Source organism: Bradyrhizobium sp. 1(2017), from assembly GCF_011602485.2.
Classification (GTDB): domain Bacteria; phylum Pseudomonadota; class Alphaproteobacteria; order Rhizobiales; family Xanthobacteraceae; genus Bradyrhizobium.
Map to the genome: position 1 here is coordinate 5,966,173 of NZ_CP050022.2, position 16,105 is coordinate 5,982,277.

Annotated in this window: 10 protein-coding genes; 1 reads left to right on the forward strand and 9 read right to left on the reverse strand. The window is 58.8% G+C overall.

Features of this window, described 5'->3' with window-relative positions:
- Positions 1 to 52: 52 nt before the first annotated feature.
- Positions 53 to 421: an H-NS family nucleoid-associated regulatory protein gene (locus HAP40_RS28345; RefSeq protein WP_166814657.1), complete on the reverse strand. Its 369-nt coding sequence runs from the start codon at positions 419 to 421 to the stop codon at positions 53 to 55.
- A gap of 692 nt (positions 422 to 1,113) precedes the next feature.
- Here HAP40_RS28345 and HAP40_RS28350 point away from each other — a divergent pair.
- Positions 1,114 to 1,503 carry an H-NS family nucleoid-associated regulatory protein gene (locus tag HAP40_RS28350; RefSeq protein ID WP_166819322.1) on the forward strand — a complete coding sequence of 130 codons (390 nt, stop codon included), beginning with the start codon at positions 1,114 to 1,116 and terminating at the stop codon, positions 1,501 to 1,503.
- Between the two features lie 58 nt (positions 1,504 to 1,561).
- On the opposite strand, the gene HAP40_RS28355 is transcribed toward HAP40_RS28350, so the two are convergent.
- The 8 genes from HAP40_RS28355 to HAP40_RS28395 form a co-directional block, all read right to left on the reverse strand.
- The gene (locus tag HAP40_RS28355) at positions 1,562 to 2,554 is read right to left on the reverse strand and encodes a nucleotidyltransferase family protein (protein WP_246741290.1); all 993 of its coding nucleotides are present in this window, start codon (positions 2,552 to 2,554) and stop codon (positions 1,562 to 1,564) included.
- A 61-nt stretch (positions 2,555 to 2,615) separates the two neighbouring features.
- Positions 2,616 to 3,740 carry a serine/threonine protein kinase gene (locus HAP40_RS28360; protein ID WP_246741289.1) on the reverse strand — a complete coding sequence of 375 codons (1,125 nt, stop codon included), beginning with the start codon at positions 3,738 to 3,740 and terminating at the stop codon, positions 2,616 to 2,618.
- Positions 3,741 to 3,933: 193 nt separating this feature from the next.
- Positions 3,934 to 4,176: a hypothetical protein gene (locus HAP40_RS28365; RefSeq protein WP_166814655.1), complete on the reverse strand. Its 243-nt coding sequence runs from the start codon at positions 4,174 to 4,176 to the stop codon at positions 3,934 to 3,936.
- A gap of 2,622 nt (positions 4,177 to 6,798) precedes the next feature.
- The gene (locus tag HAP40_RS28375) at positions 6,799 to 6,981 is read right to left on the reverse strand and encodes a hypothetical protein (RefSeq protein ID WP_166814654.1); all 183 of its coding nucleotides are present in this window, start codon (positions 6,979 to 6,981) and stop codon (positions 6,799 to 6,801) included.
- A 332-nt stretch (positions 6,982 to 7,313) separates the two neighbouring features.
- Positions 7,314 to 12,518, reverse strand: coding sequence for a DUF4082 domain-containing protein (locus HAP40_RS28380; RefSeq protein ID WP_334270718.1), 5,205 nt, complete (start codon positions 12,516 to 12,518; stop codon positions 7,314 to 7,316).
- Positions 12,519 to 13,344: 826 nt separating this feature from the next.
- Positions 13,345 to 14,574, reverse strand: coding sequence for a GTP-binding protein (locus HAP40_RS28385; protein ID WP_166814652.1), 1,230 nt, complete (start codon positions 14,572 to 14,574; stop codon positions 13,345 to 13,347).
- Positions 14,575 to 14,859: 285 nt separating this feature from the next.
- On the reverse strand, positions 14,860 to 15,669 hold the full coding sequence (locus HAP40_RS28390) for an N-acyl homoserine lactonase family protein (RefSeq protein WP_166814651.1): 810 nt from the start codon (positions 15,667 to 15,669) through the stop codon (positions 14,860 to 14,862).
- Positions 15,670 to 15,690: 21 nt separating this feature from the next.
- Positions 15,691 to 16,080, reverse strand: a complete 390-nt coding sequence (locus tag HAP40_RS28395) for a carboxymuconolactone decarboxylase family protein (protein WP_008557256.1) — start codon at positions 16,078 to 16,080, stop codon at positions 15,691 to 15,693.
- Positions 16,081 to 16,105: the final 25 nt, after the last annotated feature.

A 16,105-nucleotide genomic window follows, 5' to 3' on the forward strand; every position in this document is an offset into this window, starting at 1 on the left:
GCTGTGTTGTCGACCGTTTCCCAACCATCCGCCTGAGAGACTGCAAGTCCGATCAGGCCCGCTGGCGAAGCTTCGACCCCGCCTCCCCTATGCGAAATTCCTCAATCCGCTTGCCAGATTTCATGGCTGCAACCAACCACCGCGGTCGCTTGCCACGACCAGACCACGTCTCGGAAGTCTGGGGGTTCCGATACTTCGGCAGCACCCGCGGATATTTGCGCCTCGGCTTCCCGGTCGACGATAGCTTTGCCGCGCCTGAGTCCACCAAAACAGCCGCACTGCCACCGAGAGCGGCCAGGCGTTTCTCCAATTCGTGCTTTTCTGCTTTGATCCGGTCCGACAAGATCCCGCTGATTTCCTCATGCAGCGACCAGAGATCGTCAAGCGACATGGATTCTAATTCGAGTTTCTTTGCCGACATGTTCCACCGTATAGTTGTGCCCAACTGATAATGTTCCACCTAACATTAATCAAGCCGAAGAGTTCAGATGTTTACAAAAAAATATATGGAACCGTGCGGAAACTGGCGCCCCACATAACTGCGCCGCGCCGACTAATCAAGCCAGGAAACGAACGATCCGCAGAATTAACTGCGGAGCCCGGTTATATTGCACGCCTGAGATGCAGCCGCGGAACCGTTCACGCGACGTCGCCCACGTGGCGGGTGAAATTAACCAGGTCGCGGGAATGACCTTCCACGCCGCCCCCTCGAAGCACGTGGCGAGCCGCCTTTCGCTCGTCGGGACACTCTCGTTGTCTGCCGGCCATCCCATAGCCGCAGACGGGAGCGAATAAGTTCGATATCCCGGAGCGCACGATGTCGGAGCTCAATTTGGGACGTCAGGGCCTGGATGTCCGACAATGCAGCCGAGGGAACGACAAATCGGCTTATCGAATCTTGAAGACGCTCAAGAGGATACTCGATCAAAACTATTCCTCCGCCATGCGCCCTTTCGGCGCCGCGCCCTTTTGGGCAAATTAATAAAATAACCGTCGTAATAATTATTAAATACCATATAATGATTTTATTGTTACGTCAATTTCAACACTGACGTCACTCGATTAGGGGATGATGGATGAATGACCAGTCCGTCGAACGGTGACGAGAATGCTATGCGAAGGCAGGATCTCGAAGCCATGGATTTTGAGGAACTTTGGCTCCTGCACGAGGAGCTCACGAAGATTCTCGCTGAGAAAATTACAGCCGAGAAGCGGGAACTGGAAAAACGCCTTGCACAGCTGAACCAGCCGGACCAATTCGGTGAAGCTGAAAGTGGGGCGGCCGAAACGGGGACAGGCCAGCCGCAGCCACGCCGCAGATATCCGAAGGTCTTGCCGAAATACTGCAACCCGCTCCAGCCGACCGAGACCTGGTCCGGGCGCGGTAAACAGCCTCGCTGGCTGGTCGCCGCCCTCCGATCCGGCCACACCCTGGAGGAGTTCAAGATCCGCGAGAACGACGACTCGCCTAATCGGAATGCCAGTGGGCAGGAGCATTCCTAGCTCTACAGGCACTGCGAAGATTCTCCCGTCATCTCCAAGCCCGATGTTGCGTCGCCCCCTAGACCTTCCCTGCACGGGCTGCGGTGGCCGCCTTCAGCAGAAAATGCAAGGTGTCCACCTTTGGGATCGACCACAGCCCACGGCGCGCGTTCCGCGGGTAGCCAAGGGACGCGTCTCGCCGGTAGTTTCTGAGGTCCAGAGCGGTCATCGCGAGGAAGGGCACGCGCGAGCTCGGAAAGCGCGCCTGCATCAATTGGCGAACGAACTGCAGACGCGGAATCAGTCGGGAACGCAGCGCGGGCGGGATCTCGACCCCAAGCAGTTGCGCAAGGGCGACCAGCTGGGTTTCTAGCGCGTTCTTCATCACTCCGCCCGAGATATGGGAGCTGAGTTCCTCCCAATCGAGACCTCCAACGGAACTGTTCAGATCGCGCAACTCGACCAAATGCCGAAGGTCCAGGTCGCCGAGCCAATAGCCGTAGTCCTGGATCTGATCATGGATGATCAACATGAGCGCCCGGTACGTGGGCGTCGGAATTCGCACGCTCCCCCGCCCCAGCGCCGCAGGGACACAATGGCTCAGCACAGGGTCGCGGTAGAAGTGGGCAGGACCCGGAGCGGCCTGTTGCAGATCGATTGCGCCGACATCGATCGATCGGATCAGCTCGACGAACCATCTCCGGCTTTCGCGAGGAGCCTCGGCATGAACTTCATAGCCAATGGCGCGAAGAGCAGCAATTGCTCTTTCAGCTTCGTCCGGCATAACCATGATGTCCAGGTCGGACATCAGCCGAATCCCTCGCCGTTCGCGAGGCGTGACAGCTAGCGTCGCCGCTCCTTTGAGCAACACTGGCGTAACTCCGCGATCATTCATCGCAACGACGGCTTCCTCCAATTGATCCGCCAACCGCTCGTTGCGCTGAACATTCCGACGATAGATTTGACGGACATACGCGCAGACGTCCTCAGGGAGCACCGAGGCATATCGATCAACGAAGTCAACAAGCGCGGGCGTCGTCAGCGTCTGGTTCGCAAGCCCGATGACGGACATCCAATCCACGTCGACGGGCGGCGCGCCTCGCAAGCAATGACAGAGGCTGATCAGTGCCGAACTATGCTTTCCCATTGCACAAATCCACCAACAGCTCCCGAGCTTCTACCGCCTCGCAGTAGGTAAGCAGAAACGATCGTGCACCAGAAACAATCTCCTTCAACGCGAAGAAGCCGGTCGTCGACAACCTTCCGTCAGCGGCAAATGCCCCCTCGATGAGCCGCCTCATCGAGTCGAGCTGATCCAAGGCGGTCAGCTCCGGGGAACCGCTCGCGACCCTGTTCAGGAAAATGATCCAGCCGACGGGAAGACTTCCGTTATGCGCGTTCGAAACTGGCAAATATCGCACCTGAGCGCCATCGGCTCGACGATGAGTGACGCCGTCCCAATTGCTGTGCAATACCGACGACCACTCCCACGATCCCTCCTTTAGGGTGAGAGCAAACGGGATTCCACAGGCAGTGCCGTCGCTTTCGATCAGTGCAACATCATCGCCGGAATACTGAAATCCAGCGCCCACCAGCTGCAATGCAAGTGTCGACTTGCCGGCTCCCGCTTCGCCGCACAACAGCAAGCCAGCCCCATTCTTCGCAAGAGATGCAGCATGGAGGGCGAAGACCCATCGATCACTTCGGATAAGCCGGTCGGTGAGGCGAGCTTTGATTGTAGGCGCAAGTGCCTCGACTCCGCATCTATGGAGGCCCGCGTCAATTCCGCCGAACAGCACCTGATCTTCCAGCATCATGGCCTCGACCGCGATATCGGCTTGGCCGTCGACGTTGTCCGAAGCACAAAACAGCGAAACCAAACGCTGCAGGAGGTCCCGGTTTTCAGCCCGGACACTGATACGATGCCGCCCCAAGACCGTGGAGAAAGCACAATTCGTCGACATTCGCCGATCGACGTCCAGCAGCCCTCGATCGATCCAGGAGCTTATGGCCTGCCGCACGAACTGGCGCGCTACCGGTTCAACAATGTCCAGCTTGCCCATTTCGTGATACACGGCTGCCAGAGAGGCTCCCTGCGCCAATCTGCACCAGATAAAGCCACCCACCTGGTCCAGCTGATAGATCTTCTGCCCTGCCGCACTGAACAGCACAGGCTGGCCATCGAACAGCGCAAAGACCGCATCGACCGCCGGCTTAAGCACCACTTCTGCGGAAGATTTTTCCAGCACCAATTCCACCAAAATGAGCGATCGACCTCGCCCCGGGATCGAGCCAGCGGCGAGCAGATCCTCGCCGCACTATTCGCAGCATTCGATCGAACGAACAGCCACCTCAGCTTGGTAGTGTTTCGAAGGCGATATAGGCCTTTAAGTTCGGCGCCGGCATACATCACTCCCGGCGCCTCGTTCGAACGAACGATGCCCCACTCGATCAGACGGCCAGATGATTGCTTTCGCCCTTTCCAATTGGTGGGATGTTTAACACGTCTTCGTCGGCATTTTGCCACGCAGCCACACGATGAGCATCGAGTAGATACCGGTAGACTTCCCGACTAGCGCTCCGCTCCCTTAGAACACGCTCTTTCTCGCCGATAATTACGAGTTCCTCGCGCATTTTAGCCAATTGCTGTGCAGTGGCACTGGAGTTGCGCTTCTTGAAAATTGATTGAGACATCGTTCCCTCCCAACCGAACGAACCCAGATAAAAATAGCTTACGTCATCCGTCTAAATTAACAACGAAAACTCATAATATAAAAGAACAAAAATTTTGCTCTTTTGGCTGAACCCTCAGCATGGCCTTCGATACAAAGAAACGCTCGGGACTCGCTGCCGCAGCCGGAAATTAATCCCAGCAGCGCTACAGAAATCGCGATCCCGTAATTCAATCAAAGAACAAATCCTTAATTCGTAAATCGAATTTCTGATGTGAGTATGCGTGCATGCATAAGCGGGAGTGAGCTCGTGATTGATCGGATCGATACATCTGTTGTGCATCAAGGCTTTCACCAGACAGGGCGCCGCCGCCATTCTGAATGCTTCCCATCGGCGCCTCGAAGCGTTCGGAAGCGACCACCGATATGACTACCACTCACGGGCCGCTCTGCAGTCCTGGGAGTTCACACCTTCGTGCGCAGCGCGCCAGGTAAACCCGCACTCGCACCGCAGCCCGACCACTACCAGCGAGCAAGCTCCAGGATTGGTCCACATGGGTATGATTATGGTTAAATGCCCCCAAACCGATCGCGCTATTCCCACCGGCATTGCATCCGATCGTGAGACGTTTCTGCGAAGCGCAGTATTTTTCGGCAATACCCATTGTCCGGTCTGCCGCGCCAATCACAATTGGTTCGCTCGCGACGCTTGGGTCGAGGAGCCAGTCGCTCCGTCTGCGGAGATGTTCACCGCAGCGCGGTCGTGCTGACCGCCGGATCTCGTCGGCGCACATTTGGAACCGATTGACGGCCAGCCTGCGAGCCCGAACGGGTATGGATTGGGTGCCGCGGTTCTGAGGTTCTTCTCGGTCTCCCTTCGTCGCGCCCGTGAAAGGGCTCAACCGCTCGAGCGGGTGGGATCAAAGGGATGCGCGGATTAAAGGCTGGTGAGCCGAGACCCACCAGCCGCCCGTCTATGAGGAACTGGTACGCAATGCAGCTAAGCTGAACGAGGATTGACGATGGCGTATCCTTTGAGGGAGCGCGCATGGATTCTCGTTGTGCGCCCACCCGAGTTAGCATCGTACGCCATCCAAATGTCACCGGCGACGTGCCGCTCCAGTACGAAGACGTGCCCACGCCGCGCGGCAACCATTCCCGGCGCCGGCGCGGAACGGGGAAAACGCAGCCAATTGGCCGCAAGATTCAACTCGGGCACGATGCGACCAAACACACGTATGGCCGCACCACACCCACAGAATGATCGCGGGCACCCCGCCGGGCGACCACCGACGATCTTAGTTCCAGACGAATCTGAGCTGTCGACGGACATTTGAAAACTGCGAGCGCCATGTCGCTCTGGATTCCGGGCTGGCGCGATGACTCTCTGGGTATGCGTCACCGGGTATGAAAAATCGCAAGGCATACTTACGTTGCATTCAGGTGGGGGAGTCGCCCGTAGCGGGCGCGCCTCCGAGGAAAAACAAGCTGCCAACACGACAGCTGACGCAATTACTATTCGGCCGAACATGCAGGACTCCAGGTTGATGGACCCTGCCCCGACACCGAAAGGGCGCTGCATTCTGTCGAAATTAAGTCATTAATCGCAAATTAAATGGCAGCAGCGGGATTATCAAATAACTCCAGGCATCTATACTTGGCTCACCCTGCTCAGCACCACTGTAGACACTTGCGGGATCTGCGGTCTTCCGCTGCCGACGCGCGTGCGGCTATGTTTGACTTGAAAGATCCGCTTTGCCGCTTGATCAAGTGCAGGAGGTTTTGGGCTTAGTGGCAGGGCTCGGGGAGCGCTCTCACCATCACTGGCGTGATGACGCAGACGTTGCAATCATGGATCCAACGATCCGAGCCCCTTGGCCTCAGCGCAAACTATGCGCAATTCAATCCTCTTCTACGATGACGGCACATCATCGCGACAGCCCCGTCCCTGCGGCGCATGAAGGCGACACCGGCCCTATGATGCTGGCGCGCCCTCCATCCGCCCAGTTCGTCACTTACTGCCTCGCGTCCCACATCAGCGAGACGTAGAGGTGGACCGCGGACAGAAGGACAGCCGCGTACCCCGCCAAGAACAGCATTTGGGGCATCGCGCGGAGGATAGTTTCTTTGAAGTTGCCCATGTGGGCTCCACTGGGCGTGCGGGTGTTCGAATTTGTTCGCAGAATGGAGAGTTTCGGTGCACTCATTGCCGACCTTGGAATGAAAGGCAGAGTTATAGCCTGTTAAAATGCAGCTATTCAGTATGGCAACATATGCGCTGACCAATGAGCGCATCGGCGTGGAAACCACCTTCGTCCACGAACGATTTAATTCGCAGTTTACGCTATTCGAGAAAACGGCATATATACCTTAAGCTATAGCCCCCGCCTCGCACGATTTTACCTCGGTCATGACTTCGGGAACAACTCTGCGCGGCCTCGCGTCGGTTGCGGCTGTGCTTTTGAGGTCGATTCGGCCAGACCGGCATTTTGCTCTTGAACGATAATACCCGACCGCCCTCTAGAGAGGCTTTAGTGGCTCCTGATCTGCATTTTCGTGCGCCAGCGGATCGAAAGCGGTTCGCACCTCCGGGCCGTGCATTAGGACGCATTGGGCCGCCTAGGCTCCGCAATCGGATCACAAGCTAATGGTCGCGGCTTGCCTTGAACCATTTCAACGGCAATCCGAGGAGATAGCCCCGCTTCTTCAATTCATCTTCGGTTCTATTCAAAGCCTGGGCGATTGACCTCGACGATGCTCGAGAATTGACCAGTTGTCGGAAAAGATCGTCTTCCCGGCTTGTCCAGCGGTTGGCGGTGACATTCATCTCGGATCCTCTCTTCACCTCAAGCGCTCGGGTAAACATCCCTGCCGCCAAGGGCTGCCCAGAGGGAGGCGGCGTCGTTCTCGCAGATCCCCTAAGCCTGCCTTTCTAGCACTAACGGAGGAGATACGATTTTACTTAATTTGACTGATTAATATCAGACTTAATGGCCAGTCATGTGTCAGTGGATGTTCGAGGCTCGACGCTTCGGGCAGAGTTGCCAGCCGTGAGACCCGAACAGGAAGGTCTCGTAAGGGCCGCCGTGCTGCTGAACGATGCGCGCAGCAGCGGTCGACTCGCTTATGCAGATACGTCATTGCCAGCTGCTGCCCCCGCTACCCAGTCAGTTGCGGACGGAACAGTACATCCACGCCGTAGCTCGTTGAGTTGTAAGTGTTGGACGGGAAGAGGCTGTTTGACCCGTATGCATATACTCCATTGCCTCCGCTCGAAGCTGAGGATGGTGCAGTCAGCGGTCCGTTGCTGATCGCCGAACTAAACAGGTTGGGATCGACGGAGTAATTTCCTGACGTGTGATACGATGCAACATACGTCGCCCCCGGCGTGAGGGTTACGGCCGTGGGGAAGTTGACTTGCTGCCAGCCGCTTGCCGTCTCATTGGTGAAGGTGGTTGTGGCCAGCAGGGTGCCGGTGCTGTTCCAGAGATTCGCGGTGTGAGTGCCGGTGTTCGACGGGCCCTTGTAGAAGCGCAATCCCGTGACATCGCCGGCGCTCGACGCCTGGAATTTGAACCCGAGCTCCACCGAGTTCGGATCATTGACCGATATCACGCTCGGCGTCGGATTGCTGCTGAACAGGCTGACAATGCTCCCGGATGCAGCATTGACGTTCAGAGAGGCGGACGCGCTTGCCGTCCCGCCTCGACCGTCAGAGATTGCATAAGTGAACGACGCCGGGCCTGTATATCCGGAGTTCGGTGTGAAAGTGACGGTGCTGGTCTGCGCGTTGTAGCTCGCGGCGCCGCCGGTGCCGTTGCTCACGCCCGTGATGGTCAGGGCATCGCCGTCGGGATCGGTGTCGTTGGCCAGCAAGGCCGAAGCCGGGATCGAGATCGGAGAGTTTTGAGTAGCGCTGAACCCGGAATCATTCGCCGCGACCGGCGACCGGTTGACACCGCTGGTAGGACTATACACCACGTCCACCCAGTAATTGGTGGCCCCGAAGGTGCTGGTTGGGAACAGATTGCCGGTGCCGTAGGTATAGACGCCATTGTTGCCGGCGGGCGCTGTGAGCTGACCATTGACGCGCGGGGTATTAAAGTAGTTGCTCGTGGACGTGTAGTGCCCGTTGCTGTGGTAGCTTGCCACATAAGTCGTGCCGGCGGCGATCGAAACCGGATTGTTGAAGATGACGGTCTGCCACCCGCTGCTGGTTTCATTCATAAACGTAGCGGTCGCCAGCAGCGTGCCTGTGCTGCTCCATAACGAGCCCGTATGGGTGCCGGTGTCGCCCGTACCCTTGTAGTACTTGATACCGTTGATGGTGCCGGCCGCGGATGACGTGAACCGCACCCCGAGATTGACCTGGGCGGCGTCAGGATCCGAAAGAATGGCCGGCGTGTCGGAACTTGAGAACAGGCTCACCGCCGGCGTGGTCACTGTCAAGTTGGCCGTTGCTGTCGCAGTGCCGCCACGACCATCCGAGATGGTATAGCTAAAGGATGCGGCGCCGGTGTAGCCGGTGGTCGGCGTGAAGGTGACGCGACTGGTCTGGGCATTGAAGCTGACGGTGCCGTTGACACCGGCGCTCACGCCAGTGATCGTCAGCGGGTCGCCATTCGGATCGGTGTCGTTCGCAAGCAGGGCAGACGCGGCAATAGTCAAAGCCGTGTCCCGCGTGGTGCTGTAGCCGCTGTCGTTGTTAGCTACCGGCTGCTGGTTGGTTGCGGTATTCACCGTCAGGCTGACCGTGGCAGTTGCGGTTCCACCCTGTCCGTCGGCGATGGCATAGCTGAAGGAAGCCGCACCGGTGTAGCCCGTGTTCGGCGTGAACGTGACCGTATTGGTCTGGCTGTTGAAGCTGACCGTTCCGTTGACGGCGCCGCTCACGCCGGTGATTGTGAGAGTGCCGCCATTGGGATCGGAGTCGTTGGCGAGCAGCGCGCCACCTGCAATTGTCAGCGCGGCGTTCTGGGTAGTGGTGTAGCCGCTGTCGTTGTTGGCAACCGGCGGCTGGTTGCCGCCGCCGGACGGCGCGAACACAACATCGACCCAGTAGTTCGAGGAGTTATAGGTGCTGGTCGGGAAGATGCTGGACGTGCTGGTGCCGCCATAGGAATAGACGCCGTTGCCGCCGGCGGTGGTGCCCGAAAGCGCGGTCAATGGGCCGTTGGTGACAGCCGTGCTGAAGTAGTTGTTGGTTGCCACATAGGCGCCGGTGGTGTGATACGAGGCGACATAGGTCGTGTTGGCGGCGATCGAAACCGCTGACGGCAGGGTAACGGTCTGCCAACCGCTGGCTGACGTATTGGTGAAGGTGGCGGTAGCGAGGCGGGTGCCCGTCGACGTCCAGAGATCAAGGATGTCGGGGCCGGTGTCGCCAGCGCTGCGGTAGAATTTGAGAGCCGTGATCTGGCCGGCGACCGAGGACGTGAACTTCATCCCGACCCCAAGTTGGGATCCGTCATTGAGGTTGGTCTGCGCTGGTGTATTTGACGCGCTGAACAGGCTGAAGGGACCCGCTCCGAGCGGTGCCACCGTGAGGCTGACATTGGCCGTGGCCGTGCCGCCGCGCCCGTCGGAGATCGTGTAGCTGAAGCTAGCCGGGCCGGTATAGCCGGCGTTGGGCGTGAAAGTGATGGTGTTGTTCTGCGGGTTGGGTTGAGTATTGAGGGCGACCGTGCCGTTCGTCGCTGCGCTCACTCCGGTTATGGTCAGCAGATCTCCATCGGGGTCACTGTCGTTAGCGATCAGCGACGCCGCCGTGATCGTCGCGGGTGTATTCTGTATCACGGTGGAGGTATCGTTCGCAGCCACCGGCTTTGTATTGGTAGTGGAAGGGTTGAACATGACGTCAACCCAGAAATTTGTCGATTGGAACGTGCTGGTCGGGAACGCCGTATTGTTGCTGTAGGTATAGACGCCATTACCATTGGCGAGGGCGGTCAGCGGACCGCTGGTCACATTGCTCGTGAAGTAGTTCACGCTGGAGGAGTAGTGACCCACATTCGTATGATAGGATGCGACGTAGGTGGCGCCTACGGTGAGCGGGACCGGGTTGGAGAAGGTCACACTTTGCCAACCGCCTACCGTTTCATTTGTAAAGGTGGCGGTTGCCAACAAGGTGCCGGTGCTGGTCCAGAGCTCACCGGTGTGGGTGCCTGTATCCTGGCTGCTCTTGTAGAAACGAATCCCGCTTACGGTGCCGGCGGTCGACGTTTGGAACCTCACACCGAGTTCGACGGCGCTTGCATCGGTGGTGTTGACTGTGGCGGGAGTTGCCGAGCCCGGAAAGAGCGAGACGTAAGTCGGCGCGGTAACTGTCACCGTGCGACCTGCCGAAGGCGCTTCCAGATTGATGCTGTCGTCCACTGCGCGTGATTTGATGTTGTAAGTCCCGGCAACCTGCGGCGACCAGGTATAAGTCCACGTCTCGTCACCGATCGCGTTTTGCCAACTCAGTCCGCCATCGGTCGAAACTTCCACGCCAGCGATCACGCCGCCGCCGACATCCGCTGCCGTGCCGGAAATCGTGACCGAGGTTCCGACACTGAAACTTGCCAGTGCGTTGATGGCGGAGGTCGGAGCCGTCGAGTCCGTCGAGGCGGTACCCGCGATCATCCCCGGCTGTAGCGTGCCTGGCTGAATCCCCATCTCGGCGAGCAGGTTGATCATCGCCTGTTGCACGCGCGGATCGGTTGGCGTCGGTGCCAGATCGTGATTGTCGCTCAGGCCCCACGACCAATAGACTGTGCCGGCGCCGAAGACCAATGCGCCGCTCGGAGCGCGGTAGAGCGTCAGGTTGTGGGTTGAGACGCCAGGTCCTGTCGTGTTGCCATAGTCAAGCAGATAGGTATTGACCGGAATGGTTGTCGAGGAGAGCCGGACCAGGCCGGCTGGATCGAATCCGTTGTCAGGCGCCTCGTCCCACTCATAGCCGAGATAGTTCTTGGTCAGCGTGGCTGTTTGCCCGGGCTGAAGATTGGCGACGCTGGTGTTGCGCCAGAATCGCAGATTGGCGTCATCATAGGGAATTGTGATTGATTGCAGCCCGCTGCCTTGGCCGACATCATCGACCTGGAACATCTGCCCAATCAGGGCATTTTCAGGGATTCCCCCGCCGACCGCCGGCGGGCTGAGGCGTGGATCACGGAACGTCCCGGTCCACTGGTCGCTCGGATCAATCGAGGCACCTGGTGACCAGGTCTCCTTATAGGAGATCAAGGTGCGGTAGGCGGCGGCGTCGCTGCTGATGCTGTTGCCCCAGCGCGTGCGCCAATACATCTCGTTGCCGCTCCAGAACGCGAGATTCACGCCGGCATCGCGGGCCGCCTGGACATTGGCGCGTTGTTGCCCCGACCAATATTCGTCGTGACCAACGTCGAGGTAGAGCTGGTGGTTGAGGAGGAGACTGCCGTAACGGTCTGCATCGACTCCCGACATGTAGGAGACGTCGTAACCATTCTGCTCCAGCCAGTAGATCGCAGAATATTCGGCGCCGAACAAATAGTCCTGCGGACCGGCATAGGTCCCGACGTTGCCGCGGGTGGCGATCGGCCGGTTGTAGCTCACCGCATAGGCGCGTCCCGCGCCTTGACCGGTCGCGGGACCGTTGCCGCCATAGAAATTGGCGCCGCCCCAGCCGTTATAGGCCTGCCAGGTTGTGTCCGAGGTCTGGAAGATCACATCGCTGGTGCTGCTGTCGTCTCGAACGATGAAGGGGATGTGATTGGCGCCGGCAGTTCCATCCTGGCGCACAAGCTTTGCGATATAAACGCCGGACACGGCATCGGCCGGAATATCCCAGGAAGCTGAGACGGACCAATTGCCGGCATCGACCAGGCCGGTCGCCGCGTCGCGCAGCGCTGTAGGCTGGTTCTGCACGCCCGTGTGCTGGATGGTGGTGACCTTTCGCGCTCCCATGCCGCCATAGTAGCCGAGGCGGTAGATGTCGATCCGGTAGTTCGATGAATTCGTATTGATCTTGAAGTCGACCCGATTGCCCCGATTGACGCTGATGTCGGTGGCGAAACCCTCGATGTTCGAACTACCCGCGCCAACGATATCCCATTCGCTCTGCGGGTTTCCCGGCTTCTGGTTCTCGAGAACGACTGGATTTGTAGAAGTCGCTGCGGCCGCGAGAAGGCTGGTCGACTCCGTCGTGGCGGCCTGCCGGCCGGCTGGGGGAGCAATTGCACTCGTCACCGAGCCGGACAGAATTCCGATTTGACCCGTCGGCGTCCCGTTACCAATCTCTCCTCCGCCCGGCAGGACGTTCCAGTTGGTAAGCGGCGCAACGTGCTGCAGTGACATGTCGTCACTGGTGGAGGTTCCCATGATCCCGGCCTGGCCGGTCAGCACGAAATCCGCTCCGCCGGAAACTCGCGTACCCTGCAATTGCCCGCTGTGGGCTGCACTTTGATCAAGCAATCGCGTTGGGGCAATGAAATAGCCGCAACCACAAACCTGCGCGGCCGCTGGAATTGTAGACGATCCGACAATACTCGGGGCCAAGGCCGCCGAGGGGATTCGACCAAGGATGACGACGGGATTTGAAGCCGTTTGGTCGGCTGCCGCAGAGGTTGGCGTTCGCAATCCTGCGGTCACGCCGGCGAATTGGGCGCTCAAAGCCATGCTGGATGAAGATAGCGCGGCGGCATCTGAGGCGCGCAGGCCCGCTTCCAGCGGATTTGGCGCGGGGTGCGGTGAGAGCCGCTCGTCCTCGGCCTCTGGTTCAGACGCCCAGATGGTCCTCCGGTGCGGGGTCCGCGGCCACGTCCTCAATCCGAGAGCTAACTGGCTCAAGCCAGACTTTTCGTACAAGGACCTCATGACATCCTCGCGATAGATGGGGAAATGTGAATGACAGATTCTGATGGCCGTCGTCTGGACGGCGGCGTGGACGCCGAAGCGTCATCTCAAATGTTCGCGAACGAGCCAATTTTGGACTGACAGGCGGGGCTCTGAACCAGGAGGCGAGCGCGAAGCCGCACTGTTCGATCTGCCGTTTGGCTGTGATTGCACCGTTGCTCGTAGTGGTTGCTATAACCATGATCGCCAAAGATTCAATCGAGCCAAATTAAGCCGAATTAAAGTGGATATATTAATATATTAAATATTTAATATCAAGATTTTTCACATCACATGATCGCCATCGAGAGCTTAGACGTAGCGCCCCGGGCGCCGTCTAGCTTGCGTGATCAGGATAATGCCAAGGCGGAAAGGGATCGCTGAGATTGCACCAGCTCTGGGGGTCGAACCCATTCTCCGAATCGGCAAGGCAGGCATCAAGCGAGGCTCGAATGTACGCTTCGTCCATGCCTGAACCGATGAACACAAGCTCCTGGCGGCGATCGCCCCACGTGCTGTCCCATTGGTCATCGAGATGTTGTTGGACCTCGGGATGGCTCGGCCACGTCGACTTCGGGACCGTTGCCCACCAATATCCCATGGGCTCGCATCGGCGTTGCATCCCCGCGACGGAGAGGACACCCACCCAATCCGGACGGGTCGCAAGCCAGAAATGTCCCTTGGCGCGTATCACGCCCGGCCAGGGTTTATTGAGAAAGGACAACAGGCCGAGGGGATCGAACGGACGTCTTTCCGAGTAGACGAAACTTGATATGCCGTATTCCTCGGTTTCCGGAACATGGGAAGCGGGATTGTATAACTCCTTGTTCCAGAGAGGATGAGTCGCAGCCTTCGCTTCATCGAAGAGGCCGGTGTCGAGGACTGCGCGGAGCGGAACGTCGCCAAAGTCGGTCTCGATTTGGCGCGCTCGTGGATTGAGCGCGGCAACGACCTTGCGAACCTCCGCACGCGTCGCCTCAGTGGTTTCCGACACCTTGTTGATCACAACCACGTCCGCAAATTCGATCTGCTCGACGAGGAGATCAACGAGCGTGCGTCCATCGGACGCATCGCGTGACTCGCCGTGATCGCGCAGCAGATCGCGGCTGTTGTAATTGGCGAGCAGGTTCAAGGCGTCCACGACGGTAACCATTGTGTCGAGCTTCGCAAGATCGGAGAGCGAGACACCGGCTTCGTCGCGAAAGGAGAAAGTTGCTGCGACAGGAAGAGGTTCAGAAATTCCGGTACCTTCAATCAGGAGGTAGTCGAAGCGTCGCTCTTCGGCTAGTCGCCTGACCTCCACCAGGAGATCGCCGCGCAGCGTGCAGCAAATGCAACCATTGCTGAGTTGTACGAGCGCTTCGGTTGTATGCGACAGATTGGCGCCACCGTTTCGAACCAGATCTGCGTCGATATTCAACGCACTCATGTCATTGACGATGACGGCAACCCGGAGGCCCTCGCGATTCCTCAGCACCTGGTTGAGCAATGTCGTCTTCCCCGAACCCAAAAATCCACTGAGCACGGTGACTGGTAACCGATTGGCGGCGCTTGCTGCCTCTTTCATGAGTCTCCTGGCCGATAACCTGCGGACTGAACAACATTGACGGAGGCAGGTTGTGGTGCAGAAGGTCGCATCGCTCCATTTTGACCCGTCCGCCCCTCTCAGCCTCCGCAAATTAAATAATTCCGGCCTTTATATTATTATTGAAATCCGCCAATTAAATCAAGGAGGGCGGTCATCGGTCGAAAAAGGGCATCCCTCGTCCGCTGCAAGGCGGGGCGTAGAGGTCGATAGAAAGTCGAAAGATTGATCCCTCCAGTCTCGACTGCGCTAATTCCGCCGAACGTTCTAGGAATGAGCCGTGCCGGACGGCCCGACGTCGAGACGAACGGCGACACCGGCCAGGTCGGGGCTCGGCGGCGGATAGAACTCCATAACTCGCGGATCGTGGCCGGGAACGATGTGGTCCGCATCAATCGCCGCTGCCCGGAGCTTGTCAAACCCCACCAGCATGTCACCGACATGAAACGCCGTCGTGAACGGGCGCTCGCTGATCATGTTCTCGTAGAAGTGACTGACGTCGGAGGCGAGCACGACCGGGCCGCGGCGCGTGTTGACGCGGACGAATTGAAGGCCGGCGGAATGCCCGCCGGCGGCATGGACCGTCAGTCCGGGCGCGATCTCGGCGTCGCCGTCGTAGAACAGCACTCGCCGCGCATAGTTCAGTCGCACGATTCCGCAAACATCCTCGACCTCGAAGGAGTGCGACAGCCTCGGATAGTGCATGTATCGTCCGGTGGCGTAAGCGAGCTCCCGCTCCTGCAGATGAAACCGCGCATTCGGAAACCGATCGAAATTGCCGGCGTGGTCATAGTGCAGATGCGTGAGGATCACGTCCTTGATGTCGGCGACATCGACGTCCAATGCGCAAAGGGTCTCAACCGGGCAGCGCAGGAAGGTCCGCCTGCGCTGCCTTGCGATTTCGGCGTTGAACCCGGTGTCGATCACGAAGGTGCGCCCGCCTCCTCTTGCCAGCCACACGAAGTAGTCCATCGGCATCGGTCCGTCATGCGGATCGCCGCCGATGAAGTGCTCGCTGCGTTGCGCATCGCGCGTTGCGTAGCGGATCGCGAAGAGCTCGTATTCCGGGTCAGCCATGAGGTCTTCCAACCAATCAGCTCAGGAACCAGCCGCGTCGACCTCGTTGAAAGCCTCGCGCGCATTGCGGAAGGCATCGATGCCGGCGGGCACGCCGCAATAGACGGCGACCTGGAGCAAAATCTCCTTGATCTCCTCCTTGGTCAGGCCGTTTTTCAGCGCGCCCTTCACGTGCAGCTTCAGCTCGTGCGGCCGGTTCAGCGCACCGAGCATTGCAAGATTGACGATCGAGCGTGTGCGCCGGTCGACGCCTGGCCGCGTCCACAGCGCGCCCCAGCAGAATTCGGTCGACCATTCCGCCATCGTGCGCGTGAACTCATCGGCACCTGCGATCGACTTGTTGACATAGTCCTCGCCGAGCACCTCCTTGCGAACCTTGAGGCCCTTCTCGAACAGTTCGGTCTTGCTCATCTTCGTCCCTTTCCGGTCTTGAGAT